Annotated in this window: 14 protein-coding genes (1 of these 14 cut by a window edge); 6 read left to right on the top strand and 8 right to left on the bottom strand. The window is 67.1% G+C overall.

What is annotated here, in order from left to right; all coding sequences use genetic code 11:
- Genes ACZ1JV_RS00115 through ACZ1JV_RS00105 form a run of 3 tightly spaced genes read right to left on the bottom strand, consistent with a single transcriptional unit; the run spans position 1 to position 2,572 of the window.
- Complete coding sequence (locus tag ACZ1JV_RS00115) at positions 1 to 1,116, bottom strand: type III polyketide synthase (protein WP_465149079.1); 1,116 nt, start codon at positions 1,114 to 1,116, stop codon at positions 1 to 3.
- Positions 1,113 to 2,345, bottom strand: coding sequence for a beta-ketoacyl-[acyl-carrier-protein] synthase family protein (locus ACZ1JV_RS00110; protein WP_465149078.1), 1,233 nt, complete (start codon positions 2,343 to 2,345; stop codon positions 1,113 to 1,115). Before ACZ1JV_RS00110 ends, ACZ1JV_RS00115 begins: the two co-directional genes overlap by 4 nt.
- Positions 2,342 to 2,572, bottom strand: a complete 231-nt coding sequence (locus ACZ1JV_RS00105) for an acyl carrier protein (RefSeq protein WP_465149077.1) — start codon at positions 2,570 to 2,572, stop codon at positions 2,342 to 2,344. Before ACZ1JV_RS00105 ends, ACZ1JV_RS00110 begins: the two co-directional genes overlap by 4 nt.
- 346 nt (positions 2,573 to 2,918) lie before the next feature.
- Here ACZ1JV_RS00105 and ACZ1JV_RS00100 point away from each other — a divergent pair, with 346 nt between their 5' ends.
- Together ACZ1JV_RS00100 and ACZ1JV_RS00095 are read left to right on the top strand one after the other, a co-directional pair.
- Positions 2,919 to 3,614, top strand: a complete 696-nt coding sequence (locus ACZ1JV_RS00100) for a methyltransferase domain-containing protein (RefSeq protein WP_465149076.1) — start codon at positions 2,919 to 2,921, stop codon at positions 3,612 to 3,614.
- Between the two features lie 97 nt (positions 3,615 to 3,711).
- Positions 3,712 to 4,572 carry a TIGR03620 family F420-dependent LLM class oxidoreductase gene (locus ACZ1JV_RS00095; protein WP_465149075.1) on the top strand — a complete coding sequence of 287 codons (861 nt, stop codon included), beginning with the start codon at positions 3,712 to 3,714 and terminating at the stop codon, positions 4,570 to 4,572.
- A gap of 4 nt (positions 4,573 to 4,576) precedes the next feature.
- Here the strand turns inward: ACZ1JV_RS00095 and ACZ1JV_RS00090 are convergent, their stop codons facing one another.
- The gene (locus ACZ1JV_RS00090) at positions 4,577 to 5,479 is read right to left on the bottom strand and encodes a LysR substrate-binding domain-containing protein (RefSeq protein ID WP_465149074.1); all 903 of its coding nucleotides are present in this window, start codon (positions 5,477 to 5,479) and stop codon (positions 4,577 to 4,579) included.
- Between the two features lie 90 nt (positions 5,480 to 5,569).
- Between ACZ1JV_RS00090 and ACZ1JV_RS00085 the strand changes: the two genes are divergently transcribed.
- The 3 genes from ACZ1JV_RS00085 to ACZ1JV_RS00075 are packed head-to-tail and all read left to right on the top strand — an operon-like array spanning position 5,570 to position 9,523.
- Positions 5,570 to 6,778, top strand: a complete 1,209-nt coding sequence (locus ACZ1JV_RS00085) for an acetylornithine transaminase (protein ID WP_465149073.1) — start codon at positions 5,570 to 5,572, stop codon at positions 6,776 to 6,778.
- A 13-nt stretch (positions 6,779 to 6,791) separates the two neighbouring features.
- Positions 6,792 to 8,222: a succinylglutamate-semialdehyde dehydrogenase gene (astD, locus tag ACZ1JV_RS00080; protein ID WP_465149742.1), complete on the top strand. Its 1,431-nt coding sequence runs from the start codon at positions 6,792 to 6,794 to the stop codon at positions 8,220 to 8,222.
- Positions 8,219 to 9,523 (top strand): N-succinylarginine dihydrolase, encoded by a 1,305-nt coding sequence (locus tag ACZ1JV_RS00075; protein WP_465149072.1) that lies wholly within the window; start codon positions 8,219 to 8,221, stop codon positions 9,521 to 9,523. Before astD ends, ACZ1JV_RS00075 begins: the two co-directional genes overlap by 4 nt.
- 52 nt (positions 9,524 to 9,575) lie before the next feature.
- Here the strand turns inward: ACZ1JV_RS00075 and ACZ1JV_RS00070 are convergent, their stop codons facing one another.
- The 4 genes from ACZ1JV_RS00070 to ACZ1JV_RS00055 form a co-directional block, all read right to left on the bottom strand.
- A complete protein-coding gene (locus ACZ1JV_RS00070; RefSeq protein WP_465149071.1) occupies positions 9,576 to 11,408 on the bottom strand; it encodes a DUF885 domain-containing protein in 1,833 nt (610 codons plus the stop codon).
- 122 nt (positions 11,409 to 11,530) lie between these two features.
- Positions 11,531 to 12,772 carry a cell wall hydrolase gene (locus ACZ1JV_RS00065; protein ID WP_465149070.1) on the bottom strand — a complete coding sequence of 414 codons (1,242 nt, stop codon included), beginning with the start codon at positions 12,770 to 12,772 and terminating at the stop codon, positions 11,531 to 11,533.
- A gap of 421 nt (positions 12,773 to 13,193) precedes the next feature.
- Positions 13,194 to 14,096, bottom strand: a complete 903-nt coding sequence (locus tag ACZ1JV_RS00060) for a glycoside hydrolase (protein ID WP_465149069.1) — start codon at positions 14,094 to 14,096, stop codon at positions 13,194 to 13,196.
- An 80-nt stretch (positions 14,097 to 14,176) separates the two neighbouring features.
- On the bottom strand, positions 14,177 to 17,110 hold the full coding sequence (locus ACZ1JV_RS00055; protein WP_465149068.1) for a TonB-dependent receptor plug domain-containing protein: 2,934 nt from the start codon (positions 17,108 to 17,110) through the stop codon (positions 14,177 to 14,179).
- 328 nt (positions 17,111 to 17,438) lie between these two features.
- Here ACZ1JV_RS00055 and ACZ1JV_RS00050 point away from each other — a divergent pair, with 328 nt between their 5' ends.
- Positions 17,439 to 17,467, top strand: partial view of a YbaY family lipoprotein gene (locus ACZ1JV_RS00050; RefSeq protein WP_465149067.1) — the 5' portion only. Its footprint extends 430 nt past the window's final position; only the first 29 of its 459 coding nucleotides appear in the window; the start codon lies at positions 17,439 to 17,441; its stop codon lies off the right edge, out of view.

Here is a 17,467-nt window from a genome sequence, read left to right as displayed (position 1 = left end):
TCAGGCGGCCAGCGTGAAGCGGAAGCTTTCAGCGGCCATGCCGGGGCCGAAGGCCAGCGCCATGCCCCAGCCCGAGTTGAGGCCGGTATCGATGCCACTCGCGCCATCGGCCAGAACCCGTGCGAGGATGAACATCAGCGTGGCGGATGACATGTTGCCGTGATCGTGCAGCACCGCGCGCGATGGCGCCAGCGCCGTGCCGTCCAGCGCGAAGCCGTGCTCCACCGCGTCCAGAATCGTGCGCCCGCCCGCGTGAACGGCCCAGAGCTGAAAGTCCTGCACCGACGCATCGCGCAGCAGGCCGCCGCCGTCCGTCCGCTGCGCCTCGACGGCCAGCGCCTCGGCAATACGTGCGGGCACTTCGCCGCCCAGATGCATGTCGAAGCCCTGATCGCGGATGTTCCAGGTGATCGCATCGCCGGTTCCGGGGATCGTCGCGGCGCGAAAATCCCGCAGGGCGATGCCTTGCGGATCGGCGGTTACCAGCGCGGCGGCGGCGCCGTCACCGAACAGCAGCATCGCCAGCAGGCTGGCGACATCCAGGTTGCGTTGGAAATGGATCGTGCAAAGTTCCAGCGTGACCACCAGCACGCGCGCGGCAGAGTCCGAGCGGACGATGTGATGCGCCAGCCGCAGCGAATTCACCGCCGCGTAGCAGCCCATGAAGCCGACCACGGTGCGCTCCACATCGGGCGAGAGCCCGGCCGCCGCCATGATCACCTGATCCAGCCCCGGCGCCATGAACCCGGTGCAGGACGCGACGATCAGGTGGGTTATTTCCGCGCGCTCTTCCGCGTCGATATCGAGCGCATCGATGGCGGAAAGCGCCAGCCGCGGCGCGTCCCGCTCATAACGGGCCATGCGCGCGCCGGTGGTGGGCCATGCCTCTCCGCCGTAGAACCCGTCGGTATCCCTGATCGTGCCATCGCTCAGAACCACGGGCTCCAGATAGGAATAGCGCTGGGCGATGCCGGAGCGGCCGACCATCCGTTCGAACAGGCGGCGCGTGCGCGGATCCTCCAGTTCCCCGGCGACGTAGCGCACGAAAGCGTCATGCACCTGGAACGGCGGATTGGCGGTGCCGATCCGGTTGATATGGGCGATCGCAGCGCTCACGGCAGGCGGCCCACCAACACGGCGTTGAGCCCGCCGAACGCGAAACTGTTGGACAGCAGCACATGCGGCGCGAACTTTTCCGGTTCCAGCACCAGCGGCACATCGCAGGCTGGATCGGGGCCAAGGAAATTGAGCACGGGCGGGGCGCGTCCTTCGATCAGCGCGGCGATGCCGATCAGGAACTCCATCGCGCCGGCCGCGCCGATCATGTGGCCGTGGGCAGACTTGGTGGCGATCACGCGGTGATGATCCAGCGCCGGGCCGCAGACGGCGCGCAGCGCGGCGGCCTCCGTCGGGTCGTTGAGCGCGGTGCCGGTGCCGTGGGAGGAGATCAGCATCGGCTCATGCGCGGCGACGCCGGCGTCCTCTAGCGCCGCGCGCATGGCCATGGTGATGCCGGCGCTATCCGGCGCGGTCATATGCGCGGCGTCGGTAGAGAGGCCATAGCCGGCCAGTTCGGCCAGGATCGGCGCGCGCCGGGCCAGGGCATGGGCCTCGCTTTCCAGCACGAGCACGGCCGCGCCTTCGCCCAGCACCATGCCGCGCCGGTCGCGCGAGAAGGGACGGCAGGCGTCGGGCGCCAGCACGCCTAGCGAGTTCCACCCGGCCAGCGATCCGCGCGTCAGGCATGCCTCTGCCCCGCCCGCCAGCGCCACGTCGGCGCGGCCGGACCGGATCATGTGCATCGCCTCTCCCAAGGCATGGGCGGAGGAGGCGCATGCGCTGGACAGCGTGAAGACCGGCCCATGCGCGCCAAGCAGGATCGCGATTTGCGCGGCAGGCGCGGTGATCATCGAACTGGGAATGGTTTGCGGATGGGCCTTGGGCTGGCCTTTGGCGAACAGGCGTTCGTAGGCCACTTCGCGCGTCTGGTTGCCGCCGCTGCCGCAGCCGAGCATGATCGCGGTGCGATGGTCCAGCGAGGGATGGCCCAGCAGGCCGGCGCTCGCCACCGCTTCCAGCGCGGCCTCGATCGCGAAGGAGGAGAGCGGGTCCAGCTTGCCCAGCCGCCGCAGGCGTTCCGGATCGACATGGGCGAGCGTGCCGCTTTCCCCGGCAGGCGGATCGACCCATGCGCCGATCCCGCCGGTTCCGCTTTCCGCCAGCCTGTCATCCGGAAGCGGGCGGATGGCGCCGTCGCCGTCCCGCGTGCGAGTCCAGTTCACCTCTACCCCGCGGCCAAGGCCGCTGACGCAGCCCATGCCGGTGATGACGACGCGCTTTTTCATTGCGGTGCCGGCACGCCGATGCGTTCCAGCAGCTGCTGCATCGTCGTTTCGCGCGAGAGTTCCTCCGGCTGTATTTCCACGCCGAAGCGGTCTTCCAGTTCGAACAGCATGCTGACGATGTCGATGGACGAGATATCCAGCGTGGCCAGCGTGGCATCGGGTTGCAGACGTTCGGGGGGAAGGCCGGTTTCCTTTGCGATCAGCGCGATCACTTCTTCATAGCTCATCGGCTCTTCTCCTCGACGTTACGGGTCCGACGCTGGCCCGTCACAGGCGTTCGGCGTTCGAAGTGCGGAATTGGGGTGCCACGGGCCGTGGTGGCCACGTCCGTGCGGAGAGGACAACGGCATGGGCCGGAAGCGCTGGAGCCGATCTCGTGCACATGCCTATCATCGCGGCGTCCCGGCTTGATTTTATTGGCGAAGAGTGCGCCTTTTCAGGGCTGTCCGCAAGTGAGCCAGTGGGATGAGAGCGCTTTGATCAAAGGGGCGCAAATGCGATAGTCATTCCCCGCGCCCCGCTGGCGATGCACGAATCGCGCGCATCGAAAGGGGGTGGATTGGGAGGCTGCCGATGATGCTGCTGCCGGTCAGAACGCGGCAGGAAGAGCAGATGGATGCGCCGGATCTGGACCCGCGCATCTATGATCAGGTGCTGCGCGACCTCGGGCGGGTCAACCGCTGGACCTTCACCCATCATGCGGCGCTGGCCTATCTTGCGCGCGCGGTGGGCGATACGCCGCGCTTTACCCTGATGGACGTCGGCTTCGGCTATGGCGATATGTTGCGGGCAGTGGCAAGCTGGGCGGCGCGGCGCGGGATCGAGGCGCGGCTGGTGGGTGTGGACCTCAATCCGGCCAGCCGCGCGCTGGCGCAGGCGGCCACCCCGGCGGACCTGCCCATCGAATACCGCACGGGGGACTATGCGGATCAACCCGAACGGTTCGATTTCATCATCAGCAGTCAGGTTGCGCATCACATGGACGATGCGCAATTGACCCGCTTCCTGCGGTTCATGGAACATGACGCACGGCGCGGCTGGCTGATCTGCGACCTGAACCGCCACGTGTTTTCCTATCACGGCTTTCCGTTGCTGGCGCGGTTCATGGGCGTGCACCGGATCGTGCGTGAGGATGGGCAACTGTCCATCGCGCGATCGCTACGGCCGGGCGAGTGGCCTGCCGAACTGGCGCGGGCGGGGCTCGATCCTGCACAGGCGCGCGTGGTGCGCCGGTTTCCGTTCCGGATCGCGGTGGAACGGGTGTTCTGATCTGCTGGGGTATCGCCGGGGCGTTGGGCGAGCGGCTTCCGCGCGGGGCGGGACCGACCCTATGATCGGCGCAAAGTCATGCATAGGGAGATCGCGGATGCCAGCGCTGGGACGGATCGGCATATGGTCCATGGAATTGCGGTTCGGAGACCCGCAGGTGGCGACCCGCTCGGCGGCCGAGCTTGATGAGATGGGCTATCGCGCGCTGTGGATTCCCGGCGGAATGGGCGGCGACATCACCGGTGATATCGACCGGCTGCTGGACGCCACCACCCACGCCACCATCGCCACCGGCATTCTCAACATCTGGATGCACGATCCGGCCGAGATCGCATCGTGGTGGAAGGCGCTGCCCGATGCGCGGCAAGAGCGCGTGTTGCTGGGGCTGGGCGTCAGCCACGCACATATCGTGGGGGAGGCGTACGCAAAGCCGCTGTCCGCCATGGAGGCCTATCTCGATCGTCTCGACGCCGAGGGGTTGCCTGCAGAGGCGCGGTGCCTTGCGGCTTTGGGGCCGAAGATGCAGGCGCTGGCGCGGGAACGGTCTTGCGGCATTCATCCCTACCTCGTGCCGCCCGCCCACACGCAGTCCGCCCGTGCGGCGCTGGGCCCGGGCAAGCTGCTGGCACCGGAACAGGGCGTGGTGCTGGACACCGATCCCGAAACGGCCCGCGAAAAGGCGCGCGGCGCGCTTTCGCACTACCTCCAGTATCCCAATTACCGGAACAGCTGGATCCGGCTGGGCTTCGATGTGGAAGAGATCGACGCGATGAGCGACGCTCTGGTGGACCGGCTGTTCGCCTGGGGCGATGCCGCCGCCATCACCGCGCGGCTGGAAGAGCATTGGGCCGCCGGCGCGGATCACGTGTGTATCCAGGCGATCACCGGAAAGGGCCTCGATCCGGTCGCGCCGATGGAGACGTGGCGTGCTTTGGCGGGTGCGGGTTCGCTGGCCTGACCGGTCAGCCTGGCGCGCATTCCTGCGCCAGCCATTCGCGGAACAGAGCCAGCGCCTTCGTGCGTTTTCGGGCGGGCGGATAGGCCAGCCAATAGCTGCGATCCTCGCTCAGCGCGCGGTCGACCGGGATCACCAGTTCGCCCGCCTCCAGTTCCGGCGCGATCAGGAATGAGGGGATCAGCGCCGCGCCGCCGCCCGCTTTCACTGCCTGCGCCAGCATCAGGAAGTGGCTGACGCCGGGCAGTGACTGCGCATCGGGGCCGGTCATGCCGAACATGGCGAACCAGCGGGACCAAGCATCGCGGCGGGAGGACTGCACAAGCAGGGGCACGCGCAGCAAATCCTCCGCCGTGGTGACGCCTTGGGCCGCCTGCAACGCCGGGGAGATCACCGGCACGACATGTTCGTGGAACAGCAGGTCATGCTCCGCGCCCGGCCAATCGGGCGCGCCGCCAACGTGGATGGCGGCGTGGAACGGCTCGCGCGCGAAATCGAACACGTCCACCCGCGCGGCGATGTTGACGACGAGATCGGGGTGCAACTGGGTCAGGCGCGGCAGGCGCGGGGCCAGCCAGCGCATGCCGAAACCGGGCAGCACCGCCAGTTCCAGCACATGTTCGGGCTCCGGATCCATCAGGCGGCCGGTCGCGCGGCGGATCGCCGCCAGCGCGGGGGTGATGTCCTCCATGAACTGCCGCCCGGTGTCGTTCAGCACCACTCGGCGGCCGTTGCGATCGAACAGCGGCGCGCCCAGCCATTGCTCAAGATTGGAGACATGGCGGCTGACCGCGCTCTGCGTCAGCCGCAGCGCCTCCGCCGCGCGAGAGAACGATCCCAGCCGGGCCGCCGCCTCGAAACAATGCAGCATCGACATCGGCGGCAGGCGGCGGCGATCGTCGTAGTTCATTCCAAAAACTCACAAGCTCATGCGCAATAGATGGCTTCATAGGCCGGTTCATATCGGAAATCATGCGCAATCAGCATTAGGAGTTGCCCAGTGTCCAGCCACGTTCTGCCCGTTTATGCCCCCGCGCCGGTCAATCTCACCCGCGGACGCGGCGTTTGGCTTTTTGACGAGGAAGGGCAGGATTGGCTGGACTGCATCGGCGGCATCGCCACCAATGCGCTGGGCCATTGCCATCCCCGGCTGGTGGAAGCGCTGCGCGATCAGGCGGACAAACTCTGGCACGTGTCCAACGCGCTCGCCATCCCCGGGCAAGCGGTGCTGGCGGAGCGGCTGGCGTCGGCGTGCTTCGCCGATCTGGCCTTCTTCACCAACAGCGGCGCGGAAACGGTGGAATGCGCGATCAAGATGGCGCGCCACTATCACGCCCATCGCGGCGATTCCGCGCGGATCGACATCATTGGCTTTGCCGGCAGCTTCCACGGGCGGACTTATGCGGGCCTGAACGCGGGCGGCAATCCGGCGCATCTCGACGGGTTCGGGCCGCGTCTGCCGGGTTATGTTCACCTCTCTCTGGACGATCACGCGGCGCTGGAACGGGCGGCGGCCAACTCCACCGCCGCAGCGGTGATCGTGGAGCCGGTGCAGGGTGAGGGCGGTGCACGTGCGCTTTCGGATGCCGATCTGCTGCGCCTGCGCGAAGTGACCCGGCGGAACGGCATCCTGCTGATCCATGACGAAGTGCAGAGCGGCATGGGCCGCACCGGCCGCCTCTTCGCGCATCAGTGGGTCGACGGCGCGGAGCCGGACATCATGGCGCTGGCCAAGGCGCTGGGCGGCGGTTTCCCGGTCGGCGCCTGCCTTGCCACGCACGAAGCGGCGGCGGGCATGACCTTCGGCACGCATGGCAGCACTTTCGGCGGCAATCCGCTGGCCATGGCGGTGGCGCTGGCCGCGTTCGACGAAATCGCCAAGCCGGAACTGCTGGAGCACGTGCGCGTCATGTCGCAGCGCCTGCGGGACGGGCTGCAGGGCCTCTGCACGCGCTATCCGCAAGTGGCGGAGGAAGTGCGCGGCAAGGGCCTTTTGGTCGGCGTGCGAATGGCCACGCCCAACAAGGCCTTCATCGCGACCGCGCGCGAGCATCGCCTGCTGCTGGCGGGCGGCGGCGACAACTGCGTGCGGATGCTGCCCGCGCTGATCATCTCCGCAGAGGAAGTGGACGAGGCGATCGCCCGCTTTGCCGCCGCCTGCGAAACCGTGCTGCGCGCCGAGGCCTCGGCCGCTGCGGTTCCGGCCTGAGGGCATGGCGACCATGCTGCGATCGACCTGCCCGGCGACGGGAGAGCTGGTCTGGGAAGGGCGCGCGGACGAAGCGGCTGACGTTGCCCGCGCGCTCGGTCAAGCGCGCGCCGGCTTCGCGCGGTGGGCGGCCACCGATCTGGACGCGCGCAAGGCGGTGCTGCGCCGTTATGCCGAACTGCTGTCCGCATCGGCCGCCGACATGGCGGCAACGATCGCGCGGGAGACCGGAAAGCCGCTGTGGGAAGCGCGGCAGGAAGCCGCCTCGATGATCGGCAAGGTGGATATCTCGATCCGCGCGCAGGCCGAACGGGCGGGCTATCGCAGCGAAGGGCAGGGCTTCGGGCAGGCCGTGCTGCGGCACCATCCCCACGGCGTCATGGCGGTTCTGGGGCCCTACAACTTCCCCGGCCACTTGCCGAACGGCCACATCGTGCCGGCCCTGCTGGCGGGCAACAGCGTGGTGTTCAAACCGTCCGAAGAGACGCCGGCCACCGGCGAGCTGATGGCAAGCCTGCTGCGTGAGGCGGGCCTGCCCGATGGCGTGCTCATGCTAGTGCAGGGCGGGCGGGAGACCGGCGCCGCGCTGATCTCGGGCGATATCGACGGGCTGCTGTTCACCGGTTCTGCCGAGACCGGCATGGTCCTGCGCCGGGCCATGGTCGACCGGCCGAACGTGATCCTGGCGCTGGAACTGGGCGGCAATAACCCTGTCGTCGCGTGGGATGGCGATCCCGAAGCCGTCGCCTCCGTCGTCGTGCAATCGGCCTTTGCGACCGCCGGGCAGCGTTGTTCCTGCGCGCGCCGGCTGATCGTTCCCGAAGGCGATGTGGGGGACCGTATCGTCGATGCGGTGGCTACGCTGGCCGGGCGAATGCGGATTGGCGTATGGAACGCAGTGCCCGAACCCGCCATTGGCCCGCTCGTCTCGGTCGCCGCGGCGGACAAGGCACGCGCCGAGATCGCGCGGCTTCTGGCGCTGGGCGCGCGGCCCCTGTTGCCGCCACGCGATCTTGCGGGCCTGTCGCCGGCCTTCGTGGCGCCGACGATGCTGGACGTGACCGGCATCGCCGCCGCCGACCGCGAGATTTTCGCGCCGGTCCTGCAAGTGCTGCGCGTCGCGGATTTCGATGCCGCCATCGATGCGGCGAATGCGACGGCTTTCGGCCTTTCCGCCGGCCTCGTTTCCGAAAGCGATGACTTGTGGCGGCGCTTCCTGGCGCTGGTGCGCGCCGGGATCGTCAACCGCAACCGCCCGACCACGGGCGCCAGCGGCGCCATGCCGTTCGGCGGGCTGGGCGCCTCCGGCAACCACCGCCCCAGCGCCTACTACGCCGCCGACTATTGCGCCTATCCGGTCGCCAGTTTCGAGGCGGGCGTGCTGGCGGACCTGACCGGCGACATGAAAGGCATCGACGCCCCGGCTGAGGAGCAGGTGCTGTGAGCCAGGAGGCGCAATTCCGCGAGATCAATTTCGACGGGCTGGTCGGGCCAAGCCACAACTATTCCGGCCTCTCGCTGGGCAACATCGCGTCGGCCAATAATGCCGGTGCCATTTCCGCCCCGCGCAATGCCGCGCTGCAGGGGCTTGGCAAGATGCGGCGCATGACGGCGCTGGGTCTGCCGCAAGGGTTGCTGCTGCCCCACGATCGGCCGCACGCAGGCTGGCTGCGCGGGTTGGGCTTCACGGGCACCGACGACGACGTGCTGCGCGCGGCGTGGCGGCAGGAACCGGCGCTGCTGCGCAATGCGTTCTCGGCATCGGCGATGTGGACGGCGAACGCCGCCACCGTCTCGCCCGCGCCCGATACGGCGGACGGCCGCTGCCATTTCACCGTCGCCAACCTGTCGACGATGCTCCACCGCAGCATCGAGCATGAGCAGACCTTGCGCCAGCTTCGCCTCGCCTTCGCGGATCAGCGCCATTTCGCCGTTCACGCCGCGCTTCCGGCGGCTCTGGGTGACGAAGGCGCGGCCAACTTCATGCGGCTAGGCCCCAGCCACGGCGAGCGCGGGCTGGAACTCTTCGTTCATGGCGAGCGCGTTCCCGGATCGCGGTTCCCCGCGCGCCAGCATCGTGCCGCCAGTGCTGCTGCCGCAAGGTTGCACGGGCTGATGGATTCGGCGCTGGTGCTGCAGAACGAGGTGGCGATTGCCGCTGGCGCCTTCCACAACGATGTGGTCGCCGTCGCCAACGAGCGGGTGCTCTTCACGCACGAACAGGCCTTCGCGGACCGCGACGCCGTGCATCGAATCGTGATGGAGCGTGTGCCCGGCGCGGTCATCGTCGAGGCGCCGGCCGCGCGGATCGGGCTGGACCTGGCCATCCGATCCTACCTGTTCAACTCCCAGCTGGTCACGCTGCCGGAAGGCGGCATGGCGCTGATCTTGCCGCATGAAGCGCGCGAGGCGCCCGAAGTCTGGGCATGGCTGGAGGAGGTGCGCGCGGGCGACAATCCGATCAGCCGGCTGGAAGTGGTGGATGTGCGGGAATCGATGCGCAACGGAGGCGGCCCCGCCTGCCTGCGGCTGCGCGTTGCCGTCAGTGCCGAGGCGCACGCGGCCATCGATCCGCGCTTCCTGCTGGACGACCGGGCCTGCGACCGGATCGAGGCGGTGATCGAACGCGAATGGCCGGAACGCATCGCGCCGGACGATCTGGGCGAGCCGGACCTCTGGCATCGTTGCCGGGTGGCGCGCGCTGCCCTGCTGGATACCTTGGGCTTCGCGCCAGGCGAACTCTAACCCAAAACGTGGCGATGGGGACCCGAACCGGTCCCCATCGCCAGCTTTGCGATCAGGCGGCCGACTTGCGGGTGGCCACCCAGTCGTCGACCACGCGTTCCAGCACCGTCAGCGGCATGCCGCCGCCAGCCAGCGCGGTATCGTGGAAGCCGCGAATGTCGAAGCGATCGCCCAGTGCCGTCCGCGCCTTTTCGCGCAGGCGGACCCATTCGTTGTGGCCGACCTTGTAGGCGCAGGCCTGACCCGGCCAGCTGCAGTAGCGATCGACTTCCGAAGTCGCGCCGCCTTCGGCCCGGCCGGTATTGTCCAGGAAATAGCGGATCGCCTGTTCGCGGCTCCAGCCCTTGGCATGGATGCCGGTATCGACGACGAGGCGCACCGCGCGGAACAGCAGGCTCTGGTAGAAGCCCACGCGGCCCAGCGGATCGTTGTCGTAAGCGCCCAGTTCGTCCGCCAGCTGTTCGGCATAGAGGCCCCAGCCTTCGGAATAGGCGGAGAAGAAGATCAGGTTCATCAGCTTCGGCGCGGCCGGGCTTTCCTGCTGCAGCGCGATCTGCAGGTGGTGGCCCGGAATCGCCTCATGATACGTCAGCGTCGGCAGCCCGAACTTCGGCCAGTTGGCGGTGTCGGTCAGGTTGATCCAGTAGATGCCGGGGCGCGTTCCGTCGAGACTGGGCGAGTTGTAGTACCCCTGCGATGCGCCTTCCTGAATCTCGGGCGGCACGCGCTTGATTTCCACGCCCGCCTTGGGAAGACGGCCGAAAGCCTTGGGCAGCAGGGCCTGCATCGCCGCCATCTGCTTGTTCAGATGCGCGACCAGTTCGACCTTGGCGGCGTCGGTATTGGGATAGACGTTGGCGGGATTGGCGATCAGCGCCGCCATGCGTTCGCCCACGGTCCCTTGCGTGTACCCTTGCGCCTTCAGCAAGGCGTCCGATCGGGCCGTCAGGTCCGCAACCTGCTCCAGCCCGATGCGGTGGATCTCTTCGGCGGTCATCTTGGTGGTGGTGATGTAGTTCAGGCTGTTGGCGTAGTACTGCGCGCCCTGCGGCAGGCGCGAGACCGAGGCATCATGGCCGGCCTTCGGCAGCGTGGCCTTCAGCAGGTCATTCTGGCGCTGCAGCGCGGGATAGACCCGTTCCGCCACCAGCTTTTCGACCCGCGCGGCCCAATCGCCGGGAATGGATTTCTCCTTCGTGCGGCGATCGATCGACTTGACGAGCGTGGATTCGCCGGCAGCTGTGCCCAGCATTCCTGCCTGAAGGCCGATGGTCTTGTTCAGGATGAAATCGGGCGGGATGACGCCAAGGGCGTAATCCTCGCGCGTGCGGTCGGTTTCGGCAGCCAGCACGTCGGCGAAGTCGTTGATGCGCGAGACATAGGCCTCGGCATCGGCCGCCGTCTTGATGGTGTGCTGGTTGTCGAGGAAGTCCCCCGTGCTCAGATAGGCGCCGCCGCCCTGGCTGACGCGATAGACCTGCGGCCAGCCGCCCTGGCCATAGGGGATGGCGAAAGTTCGGATAACGGCATCGAGGTTCGCGGCGATGGTATCGTAGTAGATCGCGTCCTGCGCATTCAGCCCGGCGCGGTTGACGGTGTTCAGCTGCGCGCGCGCGGTGCGGACGAGGTTGCGGTTCTTTTCCTCTTCCTCCCGCGTGGGAATGGTCAGGTGGGACTTCAGCCCGGCACGGGCGCCGGTATCCAGCCCAAGCTGCGTCGCGGTTTCGGGCGAGGCATCGACCTGGGCATTGAAGTACTTGTCCATGAAGGCGGCAAGCGCGGGGTTGGCACTGGTCGGCGAGGCGGCTGCCCGCGCCAGGGTGGGCCCGGCAACGATGGCGGCGCCCGCCGAAGCGGACGAAAGGAAATGACGGCGGTCGATCATGAAAGCTCCGACGATTGTCTATGGCCGGAGCCTACGCCATGGTCGCAAGCGAATGCAATCAGGGCGCAAAATCGTTCCCAAGCGGCGTGGGATTACACGGCGATTCGGAGTGGCCGGCCGGCCTATTGCAGGGTCGTAGCCGGATCGGATTTCTGGGGGTTCGCACTGGCCGGTCCGGTCTTGGGCGCGGTTACCTTGCGCAGGCATTCCGCGGGATCGTTGCGGGGAAACAGCTTGCAGTCCCAGGCGATCATTTCGCGGTGACTGTTCTGATCGCGCAGATAGAAAAACGCCATGGAGCGGCGGGCGCCGACCGGGATGGGGTAGCTGCGGGGTATGTCCGCGCCGTCGACCCAGCCCGCGACTTCGCAGAAACTGCGCCCGCGGCACAGATCGAGCGCTAGCGTTCCGAACGAAGCGGGCGCGGTGCGTGGTAAAAGCAGCCCGAAGCCGTCTCCGCCGGGCTTCAGAAGTTTCACCCTGGCGCCGTGCAGGTCCACGGTGATGATATCCGGAGAAGTGGCATCGGGCGGATCGGCCGCCGCGGCAACTGCCACCGCGGGAATGAGCTGGGGCGCGGCATCGGCCGCAAGCGGCGCCGGCTGCAGGGTGCCGGTAATCCGCGATGAGCCCGGGACGGCTGCGAAAGGGGAAATCGCCGGTTCACCCGGATCGGCGCGCTGGCGAAAGATCGCGGGGCGGCCCCAACCACCGCGCCAGCGGAAGAACAGGTGCGGCCCCACGCGTGCGATCTTGTCGAGTTCGCCGCTCCAGGGCGGGGCGACCCAATCGGTATGGTAATGCGTGGCATGGCCGACCGGCGCGTAGACGGCGCCGTCCAGCGCCCGGGCCGCGACGGCGCGGGCCTTGTCCCACAGCCAGGGCATCGGCCGCCGCGCCAGGGCGCCGTCGCACGTGAAGGTGAACTGGCAGCCAGTCGCGCGCTCGGACCCCTGGAACACCACGCCGCAGGCGCTTGCCGGGAAGGCGGGATGGCGCATCCGGTTGAGCACGACTTGGGCGACGGCGCGTTGCCCATCGAGATCGCCGCCCGCCTCGTAATAGGCGGCGCTGGCGATGCAATCGATCGCGCGCAGGCGGTCGTCCTGCGATCCGGCAAAGCGGAACGGCGCTGCCGGCGTATCGCGCAGGCTGGCAAAGGGGATGGACGCATTGATCCGCCGCGCGGCGTCGCGGGCGGCGTCATCGGGTATCCCGGGCAGCACGGCGACAGGCATGACGGGCGGCGGCAGGAGAGAGGGGATCGTGGGAGAATGCATCGTCAGCGAGGTAAGGGCGAAAACGCCCCAGCCGGACGTCATTGCGGCAATCCCGTGCGCCGCCGGGCCGGCGTTTTCGGCCATGTCTGCGGCAACGGCCCCGCCCAATGCCGAGGACCCGGGCAGCAATCCGAGCAGAAGTGGCGCGATCAGCCCCCCGGCCCGGAGCTGTGGGTTTGCCGAAAGCTCCGCCATCGGCGGGCATATACCGCGCCGATGGTGCAGCGCGAAAGACCCTTGCGGGCGCAATGCCGGTCGAACCGTGGCGATTGCGCGCCTGCCCGAGCCGCCGGCCGTCGCGAAGGCCCGATGGGCGCCATGCCCGCAAGGCCATTTTCGCAGCGACTCTTAGAGTCCGTTTGAAAAATGCCCGCAGGGGCATTTTTTAGGCGGCACCGGCCCTCTCCCCCACCCTACCACCCGCAGGATACTACCGATGGGTGGTAGGGTGGGGGAGAGGGCCGGTGCCGCAAAATTCGCATTTCGCGAATTTTTAAACGGTCTCTCAGCAGGCCGCCTTCGTCCGCTTGGGCGGCAATGTCAGCCTGGCCGGATGGTCGTAGAACGCGTCCGCGGCGATCCGGTGGCTGGGCGAATAGACTTCCGCCAGCACGGCATAGAGCAGCGGATCATAATCCTGCAGGTCGGCCGACGCGACGATGACCCTGCCGTCGGTGCGATAGGCCTTGTTGGAATTGAACCAGAACTGCGTTCCTTCCGCCCAGTATTCCTGCACCGTGACGGAGGCGTAGTCGTCCTTCCACAAGCCATGGTCCAGCGCATGGCGATAGGCGGCCTCAACCCGCGCATAGAGCGGCGGATCGACGTGCTCGATCGCGGAAAGTATGTTGTGCGAGAACTCGTGAACCAGAATATTCTCGCCGAAATAGCGCGTTCCCGGCACCGCCAGCAGGTTCTCGGCCGCGCCGGTGGTATAGAGCCCGCCCATTCCGCGTGCCCGGCTATTCCAGTATTCGGCGTCCGTCATGGCGGCGATCCGGGCGTAGTTCTTTTGCTCGCAGGGGGTAAGCCGCTCGTCGTCGATGGCCGGCTTCTTCCAGTCCCGCTGCTCGGGCAGGTCCATCGTGCCTTCGTCGATCGCCATCACGCCGACGCGCGCGCCGCTGCGCACCAGTTCGCGGCGGATGTCCGGGCGTTCGCTGGTTTCGGCCAGCACGATGTCGCGCGCGATCAGCAAGGCCTTGTCAGGCACTTTCGCGGAGGAGACCACCGGAATGCCCCCGGCGTCGACAAACTTGCGATAGAACGGATCGAGCCCCAGCGAAGCCGGAACCGGGCCGACCGCTTCGGCGTGAATTGCGCTGTCCTGTTCTGCCGGAGCGGCAGCGGCGGACAGGGTCCAGATGGAAAGCGCCAGTGCAAGCCGTCGTGCAGGGGTGGCGATCATGCGGAGGGACTCCCGGTAAAATGGGAAACCCCGGATCCGAAAAGGCGGATCCGGGGCTCGATCGATGCGTCCGGCCGCGATCAGCGGTGGAAGCGCAGGCTGAGGAAGAAGGTGCGCCCGATCACGTCGTAAACGCCGGACTGATAGCTCAGCTCGAAGTTCGCGCCGCCGGCTTCCGCGCCCGGAATGCGCGGCGGCTTGCGGTCGAACGCGTTGTTGAGGCCGCCCGACAGCTCCAGGAAGTCGGTCAGCGGGACGGAGGCCGAGAAGTCGTTGTAGAAGACGTTCGGCGTCCAGACCTTGCTGTACTTGTCGGCGGTGATCGAGGTGCTGGCCTTCATCGGCGAGAAGTGGCGCAGCGTCCACGTGAAGTTGAACCCTTCACGCGAATAGTTCGTGCGGACCACGCCCTTCCACTTGGGCGAGCCGAACACGCCGGCATATTCGGTGATCGAGTTCGGATCGGTGGGATCCAGCGTGTAGCGGCGGTTGAGCAGGCGCGTGTAGTTCGCGTCGATGGACAGCGTGCCCGCATTGGCGCCAAGGCCGATGCGTTCCAGCGGCAGCGAATAGGCCAGGCCGAAATCGATGCCGCGCGTCAGGTATTGCGCCAGGTTCAGCTTCTGCGTGTTCACCGATTCCAGATTGCCATTGGCATCGCGCTGGATCAGCGGGCAGAAGATGTTGTCCAGCGTCGGCTGGTCCACGCACTTCTCGATCAGCGTCTGCGCACCGAAGGCGTCGATCGCGTTGCGCAGGTCGATATTGTAGTAGTCGACCGTGAACGAGAAGCCCGGGATGAAGCGCGGTTGCAGCACCGCGCCCACCGTCAGCGTCTTGGCGGTTTCCGGCTTCAGGTCGAGGTTGCCGCTCGAAATGATGTCGCGATAGAGCCAGTAGCTGGCGGTATCGGCCGGGTTGATCGCCGCGCAGTTGGCGGCCGTGTACTGGGTGCGCGTCGCGCGGTTGGCCAGATTGTAGGTGTTGCACGGGTCGGTGATCCACAGGCCCGATATGCTGTTGGCGGTATAAAGCTCGCCGATGTTCGGTGCGCGCACCGCCTGGCCATATGTGGCGCGGAAGCGAATGTCGCGGATCGGCGCCCATTCACCGCCGAACTTCCAGGTCGTGGTCGATCCGGCGGTGCTGTAATCCGACAGACGCAGCGCGCCGTCGACCGACAGCGTTTCGAAGAACGGCACGGCCTTCAGGATCGGCACGTGGAGTTCGCCGTAGACTTCCTTGACCGAGTACTTGCCCACCAGCGTGCCGGCGGTGGTGCCGATCGAGGGATCGTAGAGCGGGCTGTCGGGATTGTATTCGGGGATCGCGCCGATGTCGTTGCGTTCCTTGCGGTATTCCGCGCCCAGCACCATCTGCACCGCGCCGCCGGGCAGATCGAACAGCCCGCCCGAGACGTAGCCCGACAGGACCTGCTGAGTCAGCGTCGATTTCGACCAGTGCGAGGTATAGGTAACATAGTCGATCATTTCCGGGGTCAGCGTGACCAGCGGATTGATCGGCACGCAGCCGTTGCCCGGATCGTCCAGCGTGCTGCGGCAGATCGCATTGCCATTGGCGTCGGTCGTGCTGTCCAGCCCCATGTACCAGCGGTCGTAGGCGGTGGAATTAACGTCGCGCACGCGCTGCGTGGTCTTGCCGTAAGAGTAGTAAGTCGAATAGTTCCACGGCTTGTTGAACAGCGTGAAATCACCGTCTGCGCCGGCCACGGCCTGGAACAGCGTGCGGTCGTAATCGGTGCGCGGCGCCGGCAGTTCCATGAAGCGGCGGGCGAACTGGACGCCGCCGTCGGGCACGGTGCCGCCGCTGGCCGCGCGGATCGCGTCGGTGATGTAGGGGCTGTCCGCCGGCACGACGTCGGTGCCGAAGGCGGTCATCTGCAGGAAGCCCGCCTGCGACGTGTTGTGCGCGTACGTCGCGTTGGCATAGAGCTTGAGCGCGTCGCTCACCTCGAAACTGGCCGAGGCGCGGGTGTTGATGCGCTGCGAGGGGACGGAGAGGAACCAGCCGTCATAGCGGCCATTGTACTCACCGCCGTCGGTCAGCAAGGTGCCGAGCGGATCGGTGGCGGTGTTGAGATTGGTGGGCACGGCGTTGACGAAGCCGCCGGGGCCCAGGATCGGATCGCGCAGCGCGCCGGTGGTGCGATCGACCGAGTAGAGCTTGCCGCCCAACACCAGCTGCGCCGAGTCCGACGAGTTGATGTTGCGGACGTGGTCCTGAATGAAATAGGGCGTCGAACTGCTGGTGCGCGCATAGATCGGATAGCCGTCCGCCGTCCACGGGCGGTCCGAACCGCTGACGGTGCCGGGCGTGTTCTCGAAGAAACCGTAGACGGTCACATTGCCGCGATTGTCCGCGAAATTGGCGCCGGCCAGAAGGTCGAAGCCGTAGGTATCCATGTCGCCGCGCGTCGATGCGCTGTAGCGGGTATTCGCCTCGATCCCCGAAAAGTCTTTCTTGAGGATGAAGTTGGCGACGCCGGCCACGGCATCCGCGCCGTAAAGCGCCGAAGCGCCGCCGGTGATCACTTCCACCCGCTGGACGAGGCTGGAGGGAATGTTGCTGAGGTCAACCGCCGAAGTGCCCGGAATCGCCGCGACCTGGCGGCGGCCGTCGACGAGGACCAGCGTGCGCTGCGTGCCCATGCCGCGCAAGTCGAGGGCGTTGACGCCGGCATTGCCCGCCAGGTTGCTGGTCTGGTTGGTCTGGGTGATGGAAAGCGCGGGCAGCTGGTTGACGACGTCCGCGATGTTCTGCGTGCCGGCGGCCTTGATCTGACCGGCATCGACCACGGCGATCGGCGCGGGGCTATCTGTGGCGGCGCGGCGGATGCGCGAACCGGTGACGACGATGTCGTCGGCCTTCGCTGCGGCGGGGGTTTCGTCCGCATCGGCGGGAAGTGTCTGGGCGAATGCTGCCGAACTGATGCCGAAACTGCCCAGCATCAGCAGAGTCCGCAGCCGCGCTGCGGAGGACCTCTGAAAAGCCATGTTATAATGCTCCCTGTTCCACGCGCCTCTCCGCGTAGTACACGGTATACGATATCTTAAATCACAATGTGTCAAGCATGTTTCGCGCTTGCAGCGATCGTGTCGATGTTGTGCAAAGGATTGCAATCTTGTTGCGCAGGCGTGGGATCGCCTTGGCGGGGGCGTAGGAACTTTTGCTTTGCGGAAAGCCCGCTTCCGCTGGCGCTTCCCGGTCCGGCGTGGGGTGCCGCAGCCGGTGCTTTCGACCACGCCGGCGCGATTACCGCCGGTTGCCAGCGACTGCCTCCGGGCTCATAGTTTCGCGCAAGGGGCTTGAAAGGAGAAGATAATGACGCGCATCCATTTCCTGCTTCCCCT

It is taken from the genome of Novosphingobium sp. BL-S-19 (genome assembly GCF_055521675.1).
The sequence above is the reverse complement of the archived record's forward strand: the minus strand, read 5'-3'. Positions and strand labels throughout refer to the sequence as shown.

What these genes read in the sequence shown, in the direction of transcription:
- ACZ1JV_RS00110 (WP_465149078.1), bottom strand. Translation starts at nt 2,345, where the DNA reads ATGAAAAAGCGCGTCGTCATCACCGGCATGGGCTGCGTCAGCGGCCTT.
- ACZ1JV_RS00105 (WP_465149077.1), bottom strand. Translation starts at nt 2,572, where the DNA reads ATGAGCTATGAAGAAGTGATCGCGCTGATCGCAAAGGAAACCGGCCTT.
- ACZ1JV_RS00100 (WP_465149076.1), top strand. Translation starts at nt 2,919, where the DNA reads ATGATGCTGCTGCCGGTCAGAACGCGGCAGGAAGAGCAGATGGATGCG.
- ACZ1JV_RS00095 (WP_465149075.1), top strand. Translation starts at nt 3,712, where the DNA reads ATGCCAGCGCTGGGACGGATCGGCATATGGTCCATGGAATTGCGGTTC.
- ACZ1JV_RS00090 (WP_465149074.1), bottom strand. Translation starts at nt 5,479, where the DNA reads ATGAACTACGACGATCGCCGCCGCCTGCCGCCGATGTCGATGCTGCAT.
- astD (WP_465149742.1), top strand. Translation starts at nt 6,792, where the DNA reads ATGCTGCGATCGACCTGCCCGGCGACGGGAGAGCTGGTCTGGGAAGGG.
- ACZ1JV_RS00070 (WP_465149071.1), bottom strand. Translation starts at nt 11,408, where the DNA reads ATGATCGACCGCCGTCATTTCCTTTCGTCCGCTTCGGCGGGCGCCGCC.
- ACZ1JV_RS00065 (WP_465149070.1), bottom strand. Translation starts at nt 12,772, where the DNA reads ATGGCCGAAAACGCCGGCCCGGCGGCGCACGGGATTGCCGCAATGACG.
- ACZ1JV_RS00060 (WP_465149069.1), bottom strand. Translation starts at nt 14,096, where the DNA reads ATGATCGCCACCCCTGCACGACGGCTTGCACTGGCGCTTTCCATCTGG.
- ACZ1JV_RS00055 (WP_465149068.1), bottom strand. Translation starts at nt 17,110, where the DNA reads ATGGCTTTTCAGAGGTCCTCCGCAGCGCGGCTGCGGACTCTGCTGATG.